18 protein-coding genes are annotated in these 18367 nt (G+C 69.8%); 5 read left to right on the plus strand and 13 right to left on the minus strand.

Annotated elements, in window-relative coordinates; all coding sequences use genetic code 11:
• Position 1 precedes the first annotated feature (1 nt).
• A complete protein-coding gene (locus tag RC2_RS04135) occupies positions 2 to 2131 on the plus strand; it encodes a heavy metal translocating P-type ATPase (RefSeq protein ID WP_068149603.1) in 2130 nt (709 codons plus the stop codon).
• Between the two features lie 9 nt (positions 2132 to 2140).
• Here the strand turns inward: RC2_RS04135 and RC2_RS04140 are convergent, their stop codons facing one another.
• The 7 genes from RC2_RS04140 to RC2_RS04170 form a co-directional block, all read right to left on the minus strand.
• Entirely contained in the window at positions 2141 to 2560 is a 420-nt protein-coding gene (locus RC2_RS04140) for a ChaB family protein (RefSeq protein ID WP_068149606.1), read from the minus strand.
• Between the two features lie 102 nt (positions 2561 to 2662).
• Complete coding sequence (locus RC2_RS04145; RefSeq protein WP_068149608.1) at positions 2663 to 3523, minus strand: cyclopropane mycolic acid synthase family methyltransferase; 861 nt, start codon at positions 3521 to 3523, stop codon at positions 2663 to 2665.
• Between the two features lie 221 nt (positions 3524 to 3744).
• Positions 3745 to 5424 carry a phospholipase D family protein gene (locus tag RC2_RS04150; RefSeq protein ID WP_371828694.1) on the minus strand — a complete coding sequence of 560 codons (1680 nt, stop codon included), beginning with the start codon at positions 5422 to 5424 and terminating at the stop codon, positions 3745 to 3747.
• Complete coding sequence (gene idi / locus RC2_RS04155; RefSeq protein WP_068149610.1) at positions 5421 to 5996, minus strand: isopentenyl-diphosphate Delta-isomerase; 576 nt, start codon at positions 5994 to 5996, stop codon at positions 5421 to 5423. The genes RC2_RS04150 and idi overlap by 4 nt, the downstream gene beginning before the upstream one ends.
• A 35-nt stretch (positions 5997 to 6031) precedes the next feature.
• A complete protein-coding gene (locus tag RC2_RS04160) occupies positions 6032 to 7288 on the minus strand; it encodes a cupin domain-containing protein (protein ID WP_371828693.1) in 1257 nt (418 codons plus the stop codon).
• On the minus strand, positions 7285 to 7542 hold the full coding sequence (locus RC2_RS04165) for a BatC protein (protein WP_068149615.1): 258 nt from the start codon (positions 7540 to 7542) through the stop codon (positions 7285 to 7287). Before RC2_RS04165 ends, RC2_RS04160 begins: the two co-directional genes overlap by 4 nt.
• 37 nt (positions 7543 to 7579) lie before the next feature.
• Positions 7580 to 8986: an APC family permease gene (locus RC2_RS04170; RefSeq protein WP_068149618.1), complete on the minus strand. Its 1407-nt coding sequence runs from the start codon at positions 8984 to 8986 to the stop codon at positions 7580 to 7582.
• A gap of 175 nt (positions 8987 to 9161) precedes the next feature.
• On the opposite strand from RC2_RS04170, the gene RC2_RS04175 reads away from it, so the two are divergent.
• Positions 9162 to 10073 (plus strand): manganese catalase, encoded by a 912-nt coding sequence (locus RC2_RS04175; RefSeq protein ID WP_068149622.1) that lies wholly within the window; start codon positions 9162 to 9164, stop codon positions 10071 to 10073.
• A 270-nt stretch (positions 10074 to 10343) separates the two neighbouring features.
• On the opposite strand, the gene RC2_RS04180 is transcribed toward RC2_RS04175, so the two are convergent.
• The gene (locus RC2_RS04180; protein WP_068149624.1) at positions 10344 to 11999 is read right to left on the minus strand and encodes a catalase; all 1656 of its coding nucleotides are present in this window, start codon (positions 11997 to 11999) and stop codon (positions 10344 to 10346) included.
• A gap of 162 nt (positions 12000 to 12161) precedes the next feature.
• Here RC2_RS04180 and RC2_RS04185 point away from each other — a divergent pair, with 162 nt between their 5' ends.
• Complete coding sequence (locus tag RC2_RS04185) at positions 12162 to 12650, plus strand: NUDIX hydrolase (RefSeq protein WP_068149628.1); 489 nt, start codon at positions 12162 to 12164, stop codon at positions 12648 to 12650.
• Here RC2_RS04185 and RC2_RS04190 read toward each other — a convergent pair.
• Positions 12635 to 12853, minus strand: a complete 219-nt coding sequence (locus tag RC2_RS04190; protein WP_139277262.1) for a hypothetical protein — start codon at positions 12851 to 12853, stop codon at positions 12635 to 12637. The two genes, RC2_RS04185 and RC2_RS04190, sit on opposite strands and share 16 nt — an antisense overlap.
• A gap of 187 nt (positions 12854 to 13040) precedes the next feature.
• Here RC2_RS04190 and RC2_RS04195 point away from each other — a divergent pair, with 187 nt between their 5' ends.
• A complete protein-coding gene (locus RC2_RS04195; RefSeq protein ID WP_068149634.1) occupies positions 13041 to 14015 on the plus strand; it encodes a hypothetical protein in 975 nt (324 codons plus the stop codon).
• A 477-nt stretch (positions 14016 to 14492) separates the two neighbouring features.
• Here the strand turns inward: RC2_RS04195 and nadE are convergent, their stop codons facing one another.
• The gene (nadE, locus tag RC2_RS04200; protein ID WP_068149637.1) at positions 14493 to 15326 is read right to left on the minus strand and encodes an NAD(+) synthase; all 834 of its coding nucleotides are present in this window, start codon (positions 15324 to 15326) and stop codon (positions 14493 to 14495) included.
• 125 nt (positions 15327 to 15451) lie between these two features.
• Between nadE and RC2_RS04205 the strand changes: the two genes are divergently transcribed.
• The gene (locus RC2_RS04205) at positions 15452 to 15985 is read left to right on the plus strand and encodes a CinA family protein (protein ID WP_082895572.1); all 534 of its coding nucleotides are present in this window, start codon (positions 15452 to 15454) and stop codon (positions 15983 to 15985) included.
• 4 nt (positions 15986 to 15989) lie between these two features.
• Here the strand turns inward: RC2_RS04205 and RC2_RS04210 are convergent, their stop codons facing one another.
• From RC2_RS04210 to RC2_RS04220, 3 genes are all read right to left on the minus strand, one after another.
• Positions 15990 to 17324 carry a PP2C family protein-serine/threonine phosphatase gene (locus tag RC2_RS04210; RefSeq protein ID WP_082895573.1) on the minus strand — a complete coding sequence of 445 codons (1335 nt, stop codon included), beginning with the start codon at positions 17322 to 17324 and terminating at the stop codon, positions 15990 to 15992.
• 101 nt (positions 17325 to 17425) lie between these two features.
• Positions 17426 to 17893, minus strand: a complete 468-nt coding sequence (locus RC2_RS04215; protein ID WP_139277263.1) for an ATP-binding protein — start codon at positions 17891 to 17893, stop codon at positions 17426 to 17428.
• Between the two features lie 49 nt (positions 17894 to 17942).
• Complete coding sequence (locus tag RC2_RS04220) at positions 17943 to 18335, minus strand: STAS domain-containing protein (protein ID WP_245810949.1); 393 nt, start codon at positions 18333 to 18335, stop codon at positions 17943 to 17945.
• Positions 18336 to 18367: the final 32 nt, after the last annotated feature.

Here is an 18367-nt window from a genome sequence, read left to right on the forward strand (position 1 = left end):
GGTGATTCTCTCCGACGGCGGTGGGCGACTGCGCCTGCGCGCCGACTGGATCACCGGCAGCGCGGCTCGCGCGATCGCGGTCGAGGACGCGGTCGGGGCGGAGGTCGGGGTCCGGGCGGTTCACGCCTATCCCCGCACCGCGTCGGTGGTCGTCTGGTATTCGCGCACCCGCACCGACCGCGACACCGTCGTGGCGGCGGTCGAGGCGGTCCGTGATCGACCGGAACCCGAGATCGGCTCGCGCACGCCGCGTTCGGCCGACGTGGGGTCCGCCGAGCTGCTGCGGATGGCCGTCGGCGGTGCGGCACTGTTCCTGCTCGGCGTTCGTCGCTACGGGTTGCGCCGACCGCCGATGTTGGGACCCGGGAGTCGTCTGGTCGCCACCGGGGTCACCGTCTTCACCGGCTATCCCTTCCTGAAGGGCGCCGTGCGATCGCTGGCCGGCGAGCGGGCGGCCGGGACCGACGCGCTCGTGTCCGCCGCCACCGTCGCCAGCCTGGTCCTGCGCGAGAACGTGGTGGCCCTGACGGTGCTCTGGCTGCTCAACATCGGCGAGTATCTCCAGGAACTCACGCTCCGCCGCACCCGCCGCGCCATCTCGGAGCTGCTCTCCGGGACGCACGACACCGCGTGGGTCCGTCTCGCCGACGGGTCCGAGGTGTCCGTGGACATCGACACTCTCGAGGTCGGCGACGAGATCGTCGTCCACGACCACGTGGGCGTTCCCGTGGACGGCGTCGTCGTCGACGGGGAGGCGGTGGTCGATCGCTCCGCCATCACGGGGGAGACCTTGCCGGTGACGTGCACCGTCGGCGCCGCCGTGTCCGCGGGCACCGTGGTGGTGCGTGGGCGTCTGGTGGTGCGTGCGTCCGCCGTCGGCCGCGACACGGCGATCGGCCGCATCATCGAGCGCGTGGAGCAGGCACAGGAGGACCGGGCACCCATCCAGACCGTGGGCGACACCTTCTCCCGGCGCTTCGTCCCGGCGTCGTTCCTGCTCTCCGCCGCGACGCTGGTCGTCACCCGCGACGTCCGGCGCGCGATGACGATGCTGTTGATCGCGTGCCCGTGTGCGGTGGGCCTGTCGACGCCCACTGCCATCAGCGCGGCGATCGGCAACGGCGCGCGCCGCGGCATCCTGATCAAGGGCGGCTCGCACCTCGAACTCGCCGGCCGCGTCGACGCGGTGGTCTTCGACAAGACCGGCACGGTCACCGTCGGGCGGCCCGTGGTGACCAACGTGATCGCGTTCTCACCCGCGTGGGAGCCGGAACAGATACTCGCCCACGCGGCGAGCTCCGAGATCCACTCGCGACATCCGTTGGCGGAAGCCGTGATTCGCAGTACCGAGGAGCGGCGCATCGAGATCCCGCCGCACGAGGAGTGCGAGGTGCTGGTGGGGCTGGGCATGCGCACCGTGTCCGACGGACGCACGCTGCTGCTCGGGGGTCCGTCTCTTCTCGAGCGGGAAGGGGTGACCGTCACCGACGACGCCGCGCAGTGGGTCGAACGCCTGCAGAAGCGGGCGGAGACGCCGCTGCTGCTCGCGGTGGACGGCGAGCTGGTGGGCCTGATCAGTCTGCGCGACGAGGTCCGGGCCGATGCTGCTGCCGTGCTGCGGGCTCTGCGCGCGGACGGTGTCCGTCGCATCGTCATGCTCACCGGCGACAACCCCCATACGGCCGCGGCCGTGGCTGCCGAACTGGGCATCGACGAATGGCAGGCCGAGGTCATGCCCGAGGACAAGCTCGAGGTGGTACGCCGATTGCAGGCCGAGGGCCACCTGGTGGCCGTCGTGGGCGACGGGACCAACGACGCGCCCGCGCTGGCGGCGGCCGACATCGGGATCGCCATGGGCGCCGCCGGGACCGACGTCGCCGTCGAGACGGCCGACATCGCGCTGGCCGGTGACGATCTGACGCGCCTGCTGGACGTGCGCGCCCTCGGGCGCGCCTCGGTCGGCGTGATCCGGCAGAACTACGGGTTGGCCATCGCCGTCAACGCCGTCGGGTTGATCCTCGGGGCGGGTGGAGCGTTGTCGCCGGTCCTGGCGGCCGTGCTGCACAACGCGTCGTCGATTCTGGTGGTGGGCAACAGCTCCCGGATGATCGGGGCCACCCTGAACCGGTGACGAGTCGGGTCAGCGGTTCCGGTCGGTCTGCCGACGGTTCTCCTTCTCGATCGCGTCGACCAGTTCGTCCTTCGTCATGCGCGACCGGCCCGTGATGTCGAGCTTCTTCGCAACGTCCTCGAGGTGATCCTTCGTGGCGTTGGCGTCGACGCCCTCCTTGCTCTCCCCGCTGGGGTTCGGGCCGCCGCTCTCGGCCCGCTCGTCGGAGGGACCGTAGTCGTCCTTCTCCTCCCAGTGATCGCCCACCTTCTCGTGGGTGTGCTTCAGTGCGGCGTAGGCCACCCGGTGGGCGCGGGACTCGTCGTCGTACTGCTCCTCGGCGGAGTCGAGAGCCTTGGCGTAGGTCCGTTGTGCCTTCTCGTCCGACTTCTGCAGTGTCGAGGGAAGTTCGGATGTCTTCGCGTGGCCGTCGTCGTCGGTGGCGGGCATGGGGCACTCCTTCGGGTCGTCTCCGTCTGCCGGAGGCCTACCCGCGACGCGGGACGCGAAAACGGCGCGCAGCCCGAGGTGCTGCGCGCCGTTCACGGCCGGCTACTTCGACAGGGTGAACTGCATGACGTCGATGGTGCCGCGGCGGAACTGCTTGGCGCAGCCGCTCAGGTACTTCATGTATCGGTCGTAGACCTCCTGGCCGCCGATCTCGAGTGCCTCGTCCTTGCGGGCCTCGAGGTTCTCGGTCCAGATCTCCAGGGTCCGTGCGTAGTGCTGCTGGAGCGAGTGGACACGGTCGACGGAGAACCCGACGGACTGCGCCCGCTCCTGAACGGTCTTGGGTCGCTCGAGTTCCCCGCCGGGGAAGATCTCGCGGATGATGAAGCGCATGAACACCGCGTCGCGCTTGTCGACGGCGACGCCCATCTCGGCGAGGTCGTCCAACCCGTAGCCGACGATGGTGTGCAGCAGCATCTTTCCGTCGTCGGGCAGCAGGCGGTACGCCTTCTCGAAGAACGGGACGTGGCGTGCCCGTCGGAAATGTTCGAAGGCGCCGATGCTCACGATGCGGTCGACGGGCTCGTCGAACTCCTCCCAGCCCTGCAGTCGCACTTCGGCCTTGCGGTCCCCGTCGAGGCCGTCGAGGCGAGCCTGCACTCGTCCGAACTGGTGCTCGCTGAGCGTCAGGCCGACCACGTCGACGTCGTATTTCTCGCGTGCCCGGATGATGGTGGTGCCCCAACCGCATCCCACGTCGAGCAGCCGCATCCCGGGTTCGAGCCCCAATTTGCCCAGCGCCAGGTCGATCTTGGCCAGCTGAGCCTCCTCGAGAGACATGTCGTCGCGCTCGAAGTACGCACAGCTGTAGGTCCACGTGGGATCGAGGAACAGTGCGAAGAAGTCGTCCGAGAGGTCGTAGTGCGACTGCACGTTCTTGTAGAAGGGCTTCAGATCCGTCATGTACCGCGCCTCGCCTCACTGGTGGGGGTTCGTTCGACGGCCACCCCCCGCGCTCTCGACGGGCCCGTCTCCACGAAATCTAGGCGACGGGAGGGGAGCCTCGCTCGGGTACGGACACAAAGAAACCTGCGGACGGTTCGCGTGGGTCACGACGCGCCGGGGGCCGGTTTTGTACGCCGGCGAACGGGCCGGGGAGCAGGGAGAACAAGGACCGCCCGATGTCAGAACCGGCGAGTGAACCGCAGTCGCCAGGGCCTGCCGTCCGGATCGACCACCACGCGGTAGAGCCAGGAGAACAGCCGTTGCTTCCACACGGGAGGCACCTCGATCGCGTGCCGACGCAGGCGACCGGCGGGCCTCGGTCCGCGACGACCACCGTCGTGCCATGCGTCCAGGGCCGTCACGCTGCGGGTGACGGCGTCGAAGCATTCGTCCGGATCGAGCAGATCCGACGTGTCGTCGAGTCCGTTGCGGGAGAGGTGTTCCGCCAACAATCCGAGCCGCAACTCGCGGGCGTAGACCCGAGCGCCGTCGCCCAGCCCACCCGGGTCGGTCGGCTCCCGCGGGTCGCGCGCGGTGTCGATGACGGCGGCGGTCAGTTCCGAATCATGAGTCCACGAACGACGATTGAAGTTGTCGCTGCCGATCGCGGCCCACACGTCGTCGATCACGCACGCCTTCGAGTGGACGTAGACGGGCACGCTGTCGTCGTTCTCCACGTCGAGAACCAGGACGCGGTCCGCCCCGGCGGAGCGCAGGATGTCCAGCGCCGCAGCGTGACCCACCAGCGACGGCGGAATCGTGACCGCGCTGTCGTCGTCCAGGTGACGGGGGACCACCACGATCATCCGCAGGGTCGGGGAGCGGCGTAGGGCGCCGGCGAACACGCGGGCGACGTCGACCGACCACAGGTACTGGTCCTCGATGTACACCAGCCGCTCCGCCCGCGAGAGGGCCTTCGCGTAGGCCCGAGCGGCGCTGCGCTCGCCGTCGCTCGCGAACGGATACGCCGGGCGACGCCGGGGATAGGTGCGCAGCAGTTGCACGGTGCAGGTTCCGACCGCGGGCGGATCGGGCAGTGGCGTCGGCAGCACCGACGGTTCGCGCCGATGCCGCCTGATCAGGTCCGAGAGGATGTGCCACGGCAGTCGGGACAGCGCCGCCGGGTCCTCCCACCGCTCACGGAACGTGTCCTCGATGTCGCGGACGGCGGGGCCGGTGATCTCGAGTTGAATGTCGTGCCAGGCCGGGGTCTCGCCGTACTCGGGCGGGAACGGGCGGGACAGCGGGTCGCCGCGGTGGCTCGCGTCGTCCCGTCGGGCTCGGGCGAGGTCGATACCGCCCACGTAGGCCACGTTGCCCTCGGGGCGCGTCGACGACCGCAGGACCACCAGCTTCTGATGATGCGACCCGAACGCCAGGACCCGCTGGTCGAGGACACATTCGCCGCCCGCGTCCTCGAGTGTCACCGCCAGCGAGGAGTTCTTGTCTCCCGTGAAGCCGAGCAGACCGCTGTGGGAGCGCCACAGCAGTCCCCGAACCGCGGCGCCCCGGCGGGCGGCGTCGCTCAGGGCGTCCTCGACGGTCGGACCGGACTCGGACAGGACCTGCTCCGGGTCACCGCGCCAGTCGGTGAACAGCACCAGATCGTCCCGGCCCGCCGCGGCGAGATGCTCGCCCAGCACCTCGAAGTACGTGGCGCCGTGCACGAGGGTGCGGCACGCGTTGCCCTCGGTCCACGGTCCGATCCGGGTGTCGGGGTTCCCGCGCTCCTCGGCCGTCAACAGCCAGGGATGCGCGTCGTGGTCGAAGGTGCTGTCGGCCAGGATCGACGACCGGCCCAGGGCATGACTGACCCGGTCGATCGCTCGGAGCAGGACGCTGCCGATGCCGTCGATCACAGGGGTCGCGCTGCCGGCGGCAGCGAGGCCGGATCGCTCGTCGGCCACGACGCGGGATCGGGCCCCAGCAGACGCAACTGACGTACCTGGTCCTGGCACCACGGCGAGAGTTCGCTGCGGCCGCTCGCGACGTCGTCGACGATCTCCGTCCAGCTCTGCCACCGATATTCGGCCACTTCGTCGGGTCGCGGGTCGACGATCGCGGCGTCGTAGCGAACCAGGAAGACCGGGCAGATCTCGTGCTCCACCACGCCGTTGTCCATCACTGCGCGGTACCGGAACCGGGGCAGTACCGGGTCGGCCGCCGCGGCGTCGATGCCGAGCTCGTGGGCGAGACGTCGGAGCACGGCGCGGTCGAGCGGCTCACCGGGAGCGGGATGGCCGCAGCAGGAGTTGGTCCACACACCGGGCCAGGTCACCTTGTCGAGCGCCCGGCGCGTGACGAGCACGCGGCCGTCGGGGTCGACCACGTAGCTCGAGAACGCCAGGTGCAGTGGGGTGTCGGTGTGATGAACCGTGGCCTTCTCCTGCGTTCCCACGGCCATGCCGTCGTCGTCGACGAGAACCACCATCTCCGGTGACGTTGTTCGCACCCGATCCAGGATAGTCACGCGCTCTCGATCACGAACACACCCTCACGGACCAGTCGACGCACCACGACGACGGCGTCCTCCACCGTCAGGCCCGGTAGGTCGGCCACGGGGAGAACCTTCCCGCCGAGTACCGCATCGAGGGCCGGAGCGCACTCGACCGGCAACGAGATCGTGGTCCGGCGGGTTCGGACGTGCACCCGGTCGGACTCGGTGTCGGTGGTCAGGACGAGTCCGGGACGACGTCGGACGAGGGTGGCCGCGCCGAGCGTGGCCAGGGCGTCGACCGTCGCGAGCGGGCGGACCGGCGCCGGCCGGGTCACGTCGGCGAAGCGGCGACGCACGCGATCGGCGACCGACGCCGTCAGCGACGGGTCCGGATCGCCCGCCGCGGCGGCGAGGTCCGACAGGAGCGACTGCACGTGCGGGGCGACCGCGTCGGGATCGGTCGGATCGAAACCGAGGGGGAGCGGGGCGCGGAAGGTGGCGTCGTCGGCGAGCGCGGCGACCGCCTGGCGCAGCAGATCGTGCCGGGTCAGCGCGGACATGCCGACGGTCAGGTGGATCGAGGTCTCGCCCAGTGCCTCCGCGGAATGGATCCAGCCACGCGGAACGTAGAGTGCGTCGCCGGGCCGGAGCACCGTGTCGAGCGTGGGGGGTTCGGCCGCCCGCGCCCCGACCGCCGCACGATGGTCGGTCCACGGCTGATCCGCGAGCGGGTGCTCGTGTACCGGTGGGTGCAGGATCCAGCGTTTCTCGCCGGCGATCTGCAGCACGAACACGTCGTGCACGTCGTGGTGCGGATCGAATCCGCGACTCGACGCGGGGGTGATGTACGAGTTGACCTGGACCGGGTGACCGATCTCCTCGACCAGGTCGTCGGAGAACCGGATGATCGACGGCCACAGCCGATGCAGCCCCTGCAGAACCAGGGTGTGGCCCTCGGCGAACGCGGCGAGGACGCCGGCGGAGTCGAGCTGGTCGGTGACCTCGGCTCCGAATCCGCCCGAGCCGGTGTACCGGGACCGATCGGTGAGCGCGCCGTCCTTGGCCATCCGGACGAACGGCGTGCGCACGCCGCGCTCGGAGATCAACTCGTCGACGGCGTCGGCGGTGAGCAGGTCGTCGAAGGACGACGGAAGGTCGGCCGCGCGGGTCAGCAGCGGCGCACGACCCCAGTGGCGATCCGCGAACGCACGCCGATCGAGAGTGGTGAGACGAGACAGCGCGGACCGGTGATCCGGTCCGCGCTGCTCGTCGTGCTGCAGGCTCAAGCCGTGCCGTCCGCACCGCCGTCGTGGCCGCCGGGGTTGGAGCCGCCGTCGGCCGGGCCTTCGCCCGCCGCTGCGGAGCCGTCGGCGCCGCCGTCGTGGCCGCCGGGGTTCGAGCCGCCGTCGGCCGGGCCCTCGGTGGGCGAGGCCGAACCGTCGGCGCCGCCGTCGTGGCCGCCCGGGTTGGAGCCGCCGTCGGCCGGACCCTCGCCGCCGGCCGAGCCGGAGGTGGTGATGTCGTCGTCGTTGATTGCCATCGCACAGACCTTTCGTCGCTCGAGATGCTTCTCGCGGCTACGAGTTGACGGTTTCCGGGTTTTCCAAACTCCGCCCGCGTCCGCGGCGCGCACCGCGCAGTCCGAGGTGGACCACCGCGCCGACGGCCAGCAGAATGCCCGCGCGCAGCCACGTGTCGGCGGTCTGCTGCGTCGCCAGCACGACACAGCTGATCAGTGCCAACACGGGGAGAACCGCCGGGGTGCGGAAGTGCGGATGCTGAACCCGGTCCCGTCGCAGCACCAGGACGGCGAGGTTGGTGCTGACGAAGACCACCAGGAGCAGCAGGACGACGGTCTCGGCCAGTGCGGCGACGGTGCCGGTGGCGCACAAGATCATCGCGACCGCCGTGGTCGCGACGATGGCCACCCACGGCGTCCGACGTCGCGGCAGGACCCGCGCCCCGGCGCTCGGCAGCAGGCGCTGCCGGGCCATGCCGTAGGTCAGCCGGCTCGCCATGATCATGGTCAGCAATGCGCCGTTGGCGACGGCGACGAGGGCGATGAGGCCGAACAGCCGATCGGGGACGCCGACGTCCGCGGCGGAGACGACGGCCAGGAGCGGGGCCGAGGTCTCGGCGAGTTCCGACGACGGCACGACCGCGCTGACCGCGAGTCCCACGGCGACGTAGACGGCGCCCGCGACGCCGAGCGAGAGGAACAGTGCCCGCGGGTAGACCCGGTGCACGTCCCGCACCTCCTCCGCCATGTTGGCGCTCGTCTCGAACCCGACGAAGGAGTAGAAGGCGAGCAGAGCCGCGGCCAGGACGGTGACCGCCGGACTCGCGGTGTCGGTGAACTCGAGGGTGCGTCCGGGGTCGCCGTCACCGCGACCGACCACGACGGCCGCCAACGCGACCACCAGCACGAGTCCGCTCACCTCGACGACGGTCATCACCACGTTGGCGCGCATCGATTCCTTGATGCCGCGGGCGTTGAGCAGGGCCACGACCCCGAGGAAGACCAGCGCCGCCGGAACGGTGGGCACGTCGAGGAACGTCCCGAGGTAGTCCCCGGCGAACGCGAGCGACAGGCCGGCGGCGCTGGTGACGCCCGCGGCGAGCATCGAGAACCCGACGAGGAAGGAGACGGCCGGCCGGCGGAACGCGCGTTCGGCGAACACCGCGGCGCCGCCCGCCTTCGGGTACTTGGTGACCAGTTCGGCGTACGACGAGGCGGTCAGCAGCGCCATCGCGAGAGCGACGAGCAGCGGCACCCAGACGGCGCCTCCGACCTCACCGGCGATCTCTCCGACGAGGGCGTAGATGCCGGCCCCGAGCACGTCGCCGAGGATGAAGACGAACAGCAGTTTCCCGGTGATCGCGGACTCGAGGGGGGTCCCCCCGTCGGCCGAATCACGGTCGTCCGCAGGGGAATCGGCGTCGCCGGCGGGTTGTGCGTCGGCGCCGGGAGAAGCAGGGTTCATCCTGCGGGTGTACCCGACGATCGGGTCGTTACTCCGGCGCAGTAAACGCTTCCGTGCACCGTTTGCCCGGTTCGGCCTCGGGTAGTCGGCCCGCGTCCGAGAGGCTCGCCTGGATGGAGCACACCCGACAGGCGCAGCACGATCACACGTTCGTCCCACCAGTCGGGAGACACCCATGTTTCGTCACACGGACCACTTGCAGTTCGACGTCGCGCCGGAGAAGCCGGACCCCGTCTACGCCCGCAAGTTGCAGGAACTGATCGGCGGCGCCTACGGCGAGATGACCGTCACCATGCAGTACTTGTTCCAGGGCTGGAACTGCCGCATGAAGGGCAAGTACAAGGACCTCATCATGGACATCGCGACCGAGGAGATCGGTCACGTCGAGATGCTCGCCACCATGGTCGCGCGACTGCTCGAGGGTGCGCCCGCCACCGAGTCCACGAAGAACGCGGCCATGGATCCCGTGGTCGCCGCGGTCATGGGCGGCATGGATCCGCAGCAGGCCATCGTCTCCGGCGGTGGGCCCACGCTCGCCGACAGCAACGGTGTCCCCTGGAACGGTCGCTTCATCGTCGCGAGCGGCAACCTGCTGGCGGACTTCCGCGCCAACGTCGCCGCCGAGGCCCAGGGCCGGGTGCAGACCGCCCGCCTGTGGCACATGACGGACGACCCCGGCGTGAAGGCCATGCTGAAGTTCAACCTCGCCCGCGACACCTACCACCAGAACATGTGGCTGGCGGCGATCGAGGAGCTGCAGGCGGACGGCCTGGAAGGCGTCGTCGCCCCGAACGACCTGTTCGACGAGGAGTACGAGGAGCACGCGAGCACGCTCTGGCACCTCTCGGACGGCACCGAGTCCGACAAGGGTCGGTGGGCACACGGCACCGCACCGGACGGACGCCACGAGAACAGGTTCCTCGCCGACCCCCAGCCGCTCGGCAACGTGCAGGCCGGCCCGCCGCCGGACCCCAAGCTGTACGCAACGTACGACGGCGCGCTGGGTGAGCCGTCCACCGCCGCGCTGGGCACCGAGAAGGGCGTCATGGGCAAGATCAGGGAGACGCTCGACCCCAACGCCGGCTGACGCATCACCCGGCGAACGTCCTGCCGACATACGAAGCCCCCGGTAGCTCGCTACCGGGGGCTTCGCGGTGATCGGATGGTTGTGAATTCTCGTGTTTCAGCGCTGCGTGGAATCGCCGGTCGGCGTCCGGATTGGACGCGGCAGACGATGCGCGACAACGGGTTTCGACTCGTCGATGGGCACCACCAACCTTCGAGGAGAACCAGGTGTACGGGCACCTTCGACGATAAACCCGGCCCCCCGTGTTGTCCAGAGATCGGTCGACCGCAGTTACCGGGACACGACCACGTGCTCGTTCGGGACGCAGTGGGTCATGGTGAGACCGGTGACGTCGCGCGGCCCGTTCTTCCCGAGGTTGGACAAGCGCTCCTCCTCCACGTCCGAGAGCGTCTGCGAGGCCAGGGGCGGCAGTTCCCGCACGTCGTCCGCGGTGATGCCGAGGCCGTCGCCCACCCGTGCGCCGAGTTCGTCGTCGCACATCAGGAAGTGCCACACCATGCGCTCCTGGACCTCGCGGGTGGCCTCGCCGATGTTGGCGGTCAGGTTGGCCACCAGATCGTCCTGCTCCCACGCGTCCATGAGCTGGTATCGCTGACCGGCTTGCTCGTAATCGTCGGTCCGCTCGATCCGCTTACGGGTGAGCCGGCCGCGGATCTCCGGCCCCTGCTCGTCGTGCGTCGGGTGCTGCGACTCGTGCAGTCCGCCGGTGATCGACGGCTCGTAGTTGACGTGCGGGTTCGACCCGACGTCGTCCACCGAGTACTGCATCTGTCCGCCCTGCTGGTTGGTCGCCACCCGCGACTTGGGCTGGTTGACCGGCAGCTGCAGGTAGTTGGGGCCGACCCGGTACCGCTGGGTGTCGGAGTAGGAGAACGTGCGACCGACGAGCATCTTGTCGTCGGAGAAATCGAGTCCGTCGACCAGAACGCCGGTGCCGAAGGAGATCTGCTCGTTCTCGGCGAAGTGGTTGGACACGTTGCGGTCGAGAACCATGCGGCCCACCACCTTCGGCGGGAAGTCGTTCTCCGGCCACACCTTGGTGTCGTCGAGCGGATCGAAGCTCAGCTCCTCGTGCTCGTCGTCGCTCATGAGCTGTACGCGCAGTTCCCATTCCGGGAAGTCGCCGCGCTCGATGTGCTCGTAGAGGTCCTTCGAGGCGTGGCCGAGGTCGGTGGCCTGGGTGGCGGCCGCATCCTCCTCGGTGAACGAGGCAACCCCCGCCGTGGGGATCCAGTGGTACTTCACCAGGTGCGTCTCGCCGTCCGCGTTCACCCACTTGTAGGTGTTGACGCCGAAGCCCTGCTGCGTGCGGTAGTTCGCCGGAATCCCGCGCGGCGAGAAGAGATTGACCAGCATGTGCATCGCCTCGGGGGTCTGCGACATGAAGTCGAAGATCCGCGCCGGCTCCTGCCGGAAGGTCACCGGATCCGGCTTGAGCGCGTGGATCACGTCGGGGAACTTGATCGCGTCGCGGATGAAGAAGACCCCGAGGTTGTTGCCGACGAGGTCCCAGTTGCCATCCTCGGTGTAGAACTTGATCGCGAATCCCCGCGGGTCACGGGCCGCCTCCGACGAGTCCCGGCCGCCGATGACCGTGGAGAAACGGATCGCCAGATCGGTCCGTTTCCCCTTCTCGGAGAACAGCTTCGCGCGGGTGTACGTCGCGATCGGCTCATCGCCCCACGTGCCGGTGGCCTCGAAGTATCCGTAGGCAACCGCGCCGCGGGCGTGCACCACACGCTCCGGGATGCGTTCCCGGTCGAAGTGGCTGATCTTCTCGAGGAAGTGGTAGTTCTCGAGGGTCGCGGGTCCGCGCGATCCCACGGTGCGCTGGTTCTGGTTGTCGTGGATCGGGTGGCCCTGCCGGTCGGTCAGGTGTCCACGGTCGTCGGACGGGGGTGAGCCCTGTGAGGCGACGTCGGTCATGGTCAGCTCCTCGGCTGTCGTCGGTGATCGGTGCTACCGAAGCCGATCTCGTCGGACGAGAATCGGCGCGCGGTCGACCTACCCGTGAGAAGACGCCGAAAACCCGGGGGGTGGCGCACTGACCCCATGGGTGGCCCGTCGACCGGGCCTACGATCGGTCGTATGAAGCACAGCGCCGGAGTCCTGGTTCACCGGCTCGGTGAACGCGGTACGACGGAGGTGTTGCTCGCCCATCCCGGCGGGCCCTTCTGGGCGCACAAGGACGACGGGGCGTGGTCGGTGCCCAAGGGGGAGTTCGACCCTGCCACCGAAGAACCGGCCGTCGCTGCCGCGCGGGAGTTCGAGGAGGAACTGGGCTCGCCCCCGCCGGCCGGACCGTGGCACGACCTGGGGACCGTCGTGCAATCCCGTGCGAAGCACGTCACCGCGTTCGCCGTCGAGGGCGACGTCGATCCCGCGACGCTGCGGTCGAACGACGCGGAGATCGTGTGGCCGCCACGCTCGGGGCGCGTGATCACCGTCCCGGAGATCGACCGGGTCGCGTGGTTCGACCTGGAGACCGCGCGACGCAAGATCCTCGCCGGTCAGGTGCCGCTGCTCGACACGCTCGCGCGGGTGCTGGGGACGAGCGACGGTCAGTCGTCGTCCTGAGCATCCCCGTCCGCGTCCGCGTCCGTGTCTGCGGGTCGGGACTCGTCCGGGTGGGACTCGGCGGGGTGGGACTCGGCAGGGTCCGGGGCCTCCACGGTGGGAGCCTTCTCCGCCGCGCGCCGCGCCTCGTCGATCGTGTCCTGGACCGCGTCGAGGTCGGGGAGATCGGTGCTGTCGCTGCTGTCGCTGCTGTCGGTGCTCATGTCGGTCACCTTTCGTGGGGCGGCTGTGAACCGCAGGGGCCGTTGTGGCAGTGGACCCGCCCGTCTGCTATGGCGTCGACCACACCGGGGTTTTCCCGTTCCTACCGAGAGGTAACCATGGGGCAGATCGATTCGACGCCGCGTCGACGCGCGGCATCCGACGACAAGTCAGGAGTTCGAGCACAACATGGCACAGATCTCGATCGACACCCAGCGCGGAACCCTCGTGGCGCAGCTTCGCGCCCTGCTCCAGCTGACGAACACCGAGGTGCAGGTGGCCGAGACGCGCGTCGTCCAGGCCCGTACCGACGCCGTGCGTCGCGAGCTCGAGGAGAATGCCGCGAACGGACGCACCCGGTCCGAGCGCATCGCCACCGCCATTCGTGACCTCGGGAGCACGCCGGACGTCGTCGCACCCCTGCTCGGTCGTCTCACCGCAGCGCTGAAAGCCGTGGCGGAGCAGGCGCAGCCGTTCGACGAGGCCCTGCTCGGTGACCTCGCGCTCGAGCACCAGCTGCTCGACCGCGCTCGGTACGTCAAGGCGCTCGCCACCGCGACCTCCGACACCGCTGTCGTGTCGTTGGCCGACAGCCTGGTCGATGCGCACTCCGCGACCGTCGACTGGCTCACCACCGTCCTGGCCGAGGATGCCCTCGGCGGACCGGCGGCACTGCGTCGTACGCCGATCCAGGCCGCGACCGGTGCTGCCGTGCGGCTGATCAACACGCCGGTCACGTGGTCCGCCCGCAGCGTCGACCGCGCGGTCGACACGGCCCGGGAGGTGCCCACCAGGGTGGCCGAGCTGCTGGGCCGCGGGCAGAAGGCCGGCGAGCTCACCGTCGACACGCTGGTCGCGAGCCGTGACTCGGCCCTCGAAGCCGCCGAGGAGACCACGCGAGAGGGTGGCGCCGAGGCCGTCGCCGACGCGATCCACAAGGCCCGCGCGGCCACGGGGTCGTTGTCCGCGCACGAGCTTCCCGTTGCCGACTACGACGAGTTGAACGTCTCCGCGGCCGTCGCCGCGATCAAGGACCTCGACGCGCCTGCCGACGTCCGTACGGTCCTTGCCTACGAGGAGCAGCACAAGAACCGCCACAGCGTCGTCTCCGCCGCGCAGACGCGGATCGCCGCCATCGCCAAGGAGGTCGTCGGTATCGAGTGACCGACCCCCCTCACGACGACGAACGCCCCGGATCCGATCGGATCCGGGGCGTTCGTCGTCGTGGTCGATGGTTCAACCGCGATCCGAGGGCGGACGCGGTGCGCGCCGTCGGCGGTCGCGGGGCGGAACGTACGAGGTGCAGCGGGACATGACGCTTTCCCACCAGTCACGCGTGGTTCCGTCGTCCGACCACACCACCGTCTCGACCTCACGGGCGGTCTCGCGTCCCGGCGGTGTGGTCCCCGATTCGCGGGGGCGTCGGATCTTCGATGTGCAGGGTCATGGGGTGAACTCCTGTCGACGTGCCTCGCATCCGTCGGCGGAGGTGCCCGCGAGAGCGCGCGAACAGCGGCAGCCCTCGAACACCCGAGTGACGGATGACTTCGACGCCACGTGTTTCGAGCGCTCACCACGATTGTTACCCGCATCCGGGCGTGTCGACACACGATCCGCGCCGACGACCGCACCCGAATCGGTTCAGTGCGTCTCCCGCCACCAGGTGTCGGACGGGGTGACGGGCATCGCGCGCTTGTGCCGGGTCTTCCGGTACCAGGTCTCGATCGTCGTCGCGGCGTCGTCGGGAACGTCCTCGCCCTCCAGATACGCGTCGATCTGCGCGTAGGTCACCCCGAGTGCCTCTTCGTCGGGAAGAGCGGGGCGGTCGTCCTCGAGGTCCGCCGTCGGCACCTTGCTCCAGGTGCTCTCGGGAGCGCCCAACTCACGCAACAGTGCCGCGCCCTGCCGCTTGGTGAGACCGGTGAGGGGAACGAGGTCGACGCCGCCGTCGCCGTACTTGGTGTAGAAGCCGGTGACGGCCTCCGCGGCGTGGTCGGTCCCGACCACCAGGAGGTTGCGTTCACCGGCCAGGGCGTACTGCGCGACCATGCGTTCACGGGCCTTGATGTTCCCGCGGACGAAATCTCGGAGTCGGTCGACGCCCAACGCGGCGGCGGCTGCCGTGCCCGCGCCGTCGGCGGAGGCCTTGATGTCGACGCGGACCGTCTCGTCGGGCCGGATGAAGTCGAGGGCCACGACGGCATCGTCCTCGTCGGCCTGCTGCCCGTAGGGCAGGCGGACCGCAAGGAAACGGACGTCGTGTCCGGCGTCGCGTGCTCGCTCGGCGGCCAGCTGGCACAGCCGACCCGTCAGGGTGCTGTCCTGGCCGCCGCTGATGCCGAGCACGAAGCCGGCGGTTCCGGTGGCCGCGACGTAGTCCGCGAGAAACGCCACGCGGGAGTCGATTTCGGCGGCCGGGTCGATGGAGGACCGGACGTTCAGTTCGGCGCGAATGGTGTCTCGAAGGCTGTCCATGGTTCAACGCTAGCGCCGTTCGGCACGCTTCGCCGAGGGTGTTTGCGGTCGATCGACCGGGGAAGCCGTGAGCCTCGGGACCTCGACCGGTCCGCCCCGTCCTCGTCGAAGGAGGAACGACCCGCATGTCGACCGAACGCATCGACGGTGACGCCGCCCAACCGGAGGAGCGGGTCGACACCGACGCCGACCTCGAGGACCTGTGTGCGGAGATCGCCGAACTCGCCGACCGCGGCGACCTGCGCATCGCGACGGCCGAGTCCTTGACGGCAGGGAACATCGCCGCCAACCTCGGTCGCGCGCCGTCCGCGGGTCGGTGGTTCCGCGGCGCCGTCGTGGCCTACGCCGAGGAGGTCAAACACGATCTGCTGCTCGTGCCCGAGGGGCCGGTGGTCAGCGAGGCCTCTGCCCGCGCGATGGCAGCCGGGGTGGCCGACCTGACGGGAGCGAATCTGGCGGTCGCCGTGACGGGCGAGGCCGGACCGGAGACCGACGAGGACGTGCCGGCAGGGACGGTGTGGTTCGGCCTCGCCGACCACGGTGCCGTCACCGCCGAACGGGTGGTGTTCGACGGTGATCCGCCCGAGGTGCTCGCGGCGACCATCGAGCACTCGCTCCGACTGCTGCGCGATCACGGACGGGAACGCGCCCGCTCGTGACGCGTCAGGCGCCGAGAGCGAGCAACGCGATGTCGTCGATCGGGCGCAGCCCCGGGATGAGATCGACCAGGTCGTCGACCACCTCGTCGACCGAACGCCCGAGACGCTCCCGCACGAAGTGGACGAGGCCCTCCTCGCCGAACATCGTGCGACCGTCGGGGCGGGCCTCGGTGATGCCGTCCGTGTAGAGCAACAGCGTCTGCCCGGGGGCGAGCCGGAAGCTGCACGCGCTGAAGGTGGCTTTCTCCAGTGCTCCGACGAACATGCCGGTGCTGGACCGGATCTCGTGAACGTCACGGGTGTCCGGATCGAGGAGCAGGGCCGGTGGGTGGCCGCCGGTGGCCAACGTGATGCGGAATCCGCCGCGTGGATCGGGCGTCGCGATGCCGAACAGGACGGTGCAGAACCGCTTCTGTGTCGGGTCGAGCATCAGCACCTGATTGAGTTCGGCGAGTCCCTCCGCGGGGTCGGGCTGATGCAGCGCGGCCGCGCGCAGGGTGTACCGGACCAACGAGGTGACCGACGCTGCTCCGGCCCCGTGGCCTTGAACATCGCCGAGGAAGAACGCCCAGCGGCCGTCGCCCAGCGCGAAGACGTCGTAGAAATCGCCGCCCACCTGCAGCGGAGAGACCGCGTGATAGTGCGACGCGAGAGTCAGGCCGTCGATTCGGGGCAAGGACGGCGGCAGGAGCGTCCGCTGCAGCACGGCGGCATAGTCGGTGATCTCGACGGTGTCCGACTCCGCTCGCGTGCGCAGGGCGCGCTCGTCCCGCACGGTGGTCATCGCGGACAGTCGTAGTTCGAGCTCGTCCACCACGACGGCGGCGAGATCGGCCAGCACGTCGACGTCCCTGATGTCCGCGGGGTCGCGGGCCACGGTGTCGAAGACGTTGACGGTGCCGAGCCGGTGGCCGTCCGCGGTGACGATCGGCGCGCCGGCGTAGAACCGGATGCCTGCCTCACCGTGCACGAGCGAGTTCTCCGCGGCCGGGACGTGGAGTCGGGCATCGGGGACGACGTAGACCCCGTCGTGTGCGATCGCGGAGGAGCACAGACCGTCCTCACGCGGGACGCGTTCCGGGATGCCGTCGCCGTGGCGGGCGGCGAACCAGATGTGGTCCGAATCGACGATCGTGACCGATGCGAACGCCGTCCCCATCCACCGGGCGGCCAGACGGGCGATGCGATCGAACGCGCCGTCGGGTGGGTTGCGCAGAACGTCGTAGCGGGAGATCGCCGCGAGGCGGGCGGCCTCGACCGCAGCGGACAGGGCGAGCGGCACCGACGACGGAACGTCCAGGTCGGGAGGGTCGACGGGGGAGTCGTGCAGAGCGGTCATGATGCCTCCAGGGTGGACAGAGAGCGAAAGCGAGTGCTCTCCCCGGGTCTGGAGGAGGCGGAACCCCGGTCGGTGCGAGTTCGACGTGCTGTCGTACGGGCTCAGTCTACGAGATCGCGAGACCTTTGTGCACCCCGCGCCCCGACGGCGTCGCCTCGGTCCCATCGCATGATCACCTCGGTGCCCGACGCGGCGGACGTGACCGTCACGTCGTCCGACAACGTCTCGATGAGCGGCAGACCGCGCCCGCGAAGAGGGCCGGGTTCGCTGGACTGCCAGGCCCCGTGGTCACGGACGACGATCTCGACGCGACCGGTGTCGCGAGAGTGCTCCGCACGCAGGTCGAACACCCCGCGGTGGGACGTCGAGGTGTACGCGTGCTCGACCACGTTGGCCATCGCCTCGTACACCGCGAGAACGACGTCCGGCACACGATCGGGCTCGACGGCCCCGTCCGACAGCCAGCGCGACAGGACGCCGCGGACGTCGGCGATGCGGTGCGGATCGGCGTCGAGATCGGTCATCACCAGGGGTTCGGGCCCCGGTCGCGGAGTCTCGGCGTCGATCACAGCGTGAGGAGTACCCCCGGATCGCGCGTCCCTCACCTCGAAGCGGCGGTCAGGCGAAATCGGACCGACGGGCTCCGCCCGTGGCCGCGAGGGCGTCCTGCCGGGACGCGTGGATCGGGAAGGTCTCGTCCAGGCCCACCAACTGCAGCGGGCGGGCGGTCGCAGCGCCGGTGGCGACGACGGAGAAGACGACGCCGTCGGGAACGGACTGGTGTGACTGGACGAGCACGGTCATTCCGGCGGAGGCCAGGAAATCGACGCCGGTGAGGTCGACGACCAGTGCCTCGGTGGCCTCGTTCCGCACCGCATCGACCGCGTCCTGCAGGATCGGGGCCGTCGCCAGGTCGAGCTCTCCGACCACCGTGAGGATGGCGGCTCCGTTCTGCAATTCGGTGTCGACACGGAACGAATCCGTGGAGTTCTCGGCGACCGACATCGACATCCTGCCTTTCCCTGCCCGTGCGTACGGGCTCT

Origin of the sequence: Rhodococcoides corynebacterioides NBRC 14404 (assembly GCF_001894765.1) — a bacterium.
GTDB lineage: Bacteria > Actinomycetota > Actinomycetes > Mycobacteriales > Mycobacteriaceae > Rhodococcoides > Rhodococcoides corynebacterioides.

Bases quoted from the DNA above. Each gene is read 5' to 3' on its own strand.
- RC2_RS04140 (WP_068149606.1), bottom strand. From the start codon at position 2,560: ATGCCCGCCACCGACGACGACGGCCACGCGAAGACATCCGAACTTCCC.
- RC2_RS04145 (WP_068149608.1), bottom strand. From the start codon at position 3,523: ATGACGGATCTGAAGCCCTTCTACAAGAACGTGCAGTCGCACTACGAC.
- idi (WP_068149610.1), bottom strand. From the start codon at position 5,996: ATGGTGGTTCTCGTCGACGACGACGGCATGGCCGTGGGAACGCAGGAG.
- RC2_RS04165 (WP_068149615.1), bottom strand. From the start codon at position 7,542: ATGGCAATCAACGACGACGACATCACCACCTCCGGCTCGGCCGGCGGC.
- RC2_RS04170 (WP_068149618.1), bottom strand. From the start codon at position 8,986: ATGAACCCTGCTTCTCCCGGCGCCGACGCACAACCCGCCGGCGACGCC.
- RC2_RS04175 (WP_068149622.1), top strand. From the start codon at position 9,162: ATGTTTCGTCACACGGACCACTTGCAGTTCGACGTCGCGCCGGAGAAG.
- RC2_RS04180 (WP_068149624.1), bottom strand. From the start codon at position 11,999: ATGACCGACGTCGCCTCACAGGGCTCACCCCCGTCCGACGACCGTGGA.
- RC2_RS04185 (WP_068149628.1), top strand. From the start codon at position 12,162: ATGAAGCACAGCGCCGGAGTCCTGGTTCACCGGCTCGGTGAACGCGGT.
- RC2_RS04190 (WP_139277262.1), bottom strand. From the start codon at position 12,853: ATGAGCACCGACAGCAGCGACAGCAGCGACAGCACCGATCTCCCCGAC.
- RC2_RS04195 (WP_068149634.1), top strand. From the start codon at position 13,041: ATGGCACAGATCTCGATCGACACCCAGCGCGGAACCCTCGTGGCGCAG.
- nadE (WP_068149637.1), bottom strand. From the start codon at position 15,326: ATGGACAGCCTTCGAGACACCATTCGCGCCGAACTGAACGTCCGGTCC.
- RC2_RS04205 (WP_082895572.1), top strand. From the start codon at position 15,452: ATGTCGACCGAACGCATCGACGGTGACGCCGCCCAACCGGAGGAGCGG.
- RC2_RS04210 (WP_082895573.1), bottom strand. From the start codon at position 17,324: ATGACCGCTCTGCACGACTCCCCCGTCGACCCTCCCGACCTGGACGTT.
- RC2_RS04220 (WP_245810949.1), bottom strand. From the start codon at position 18,335: ATGTCGATGTCGGTCGCCGAGAACTCCACGGATTCGTTCCGTGTCGAC.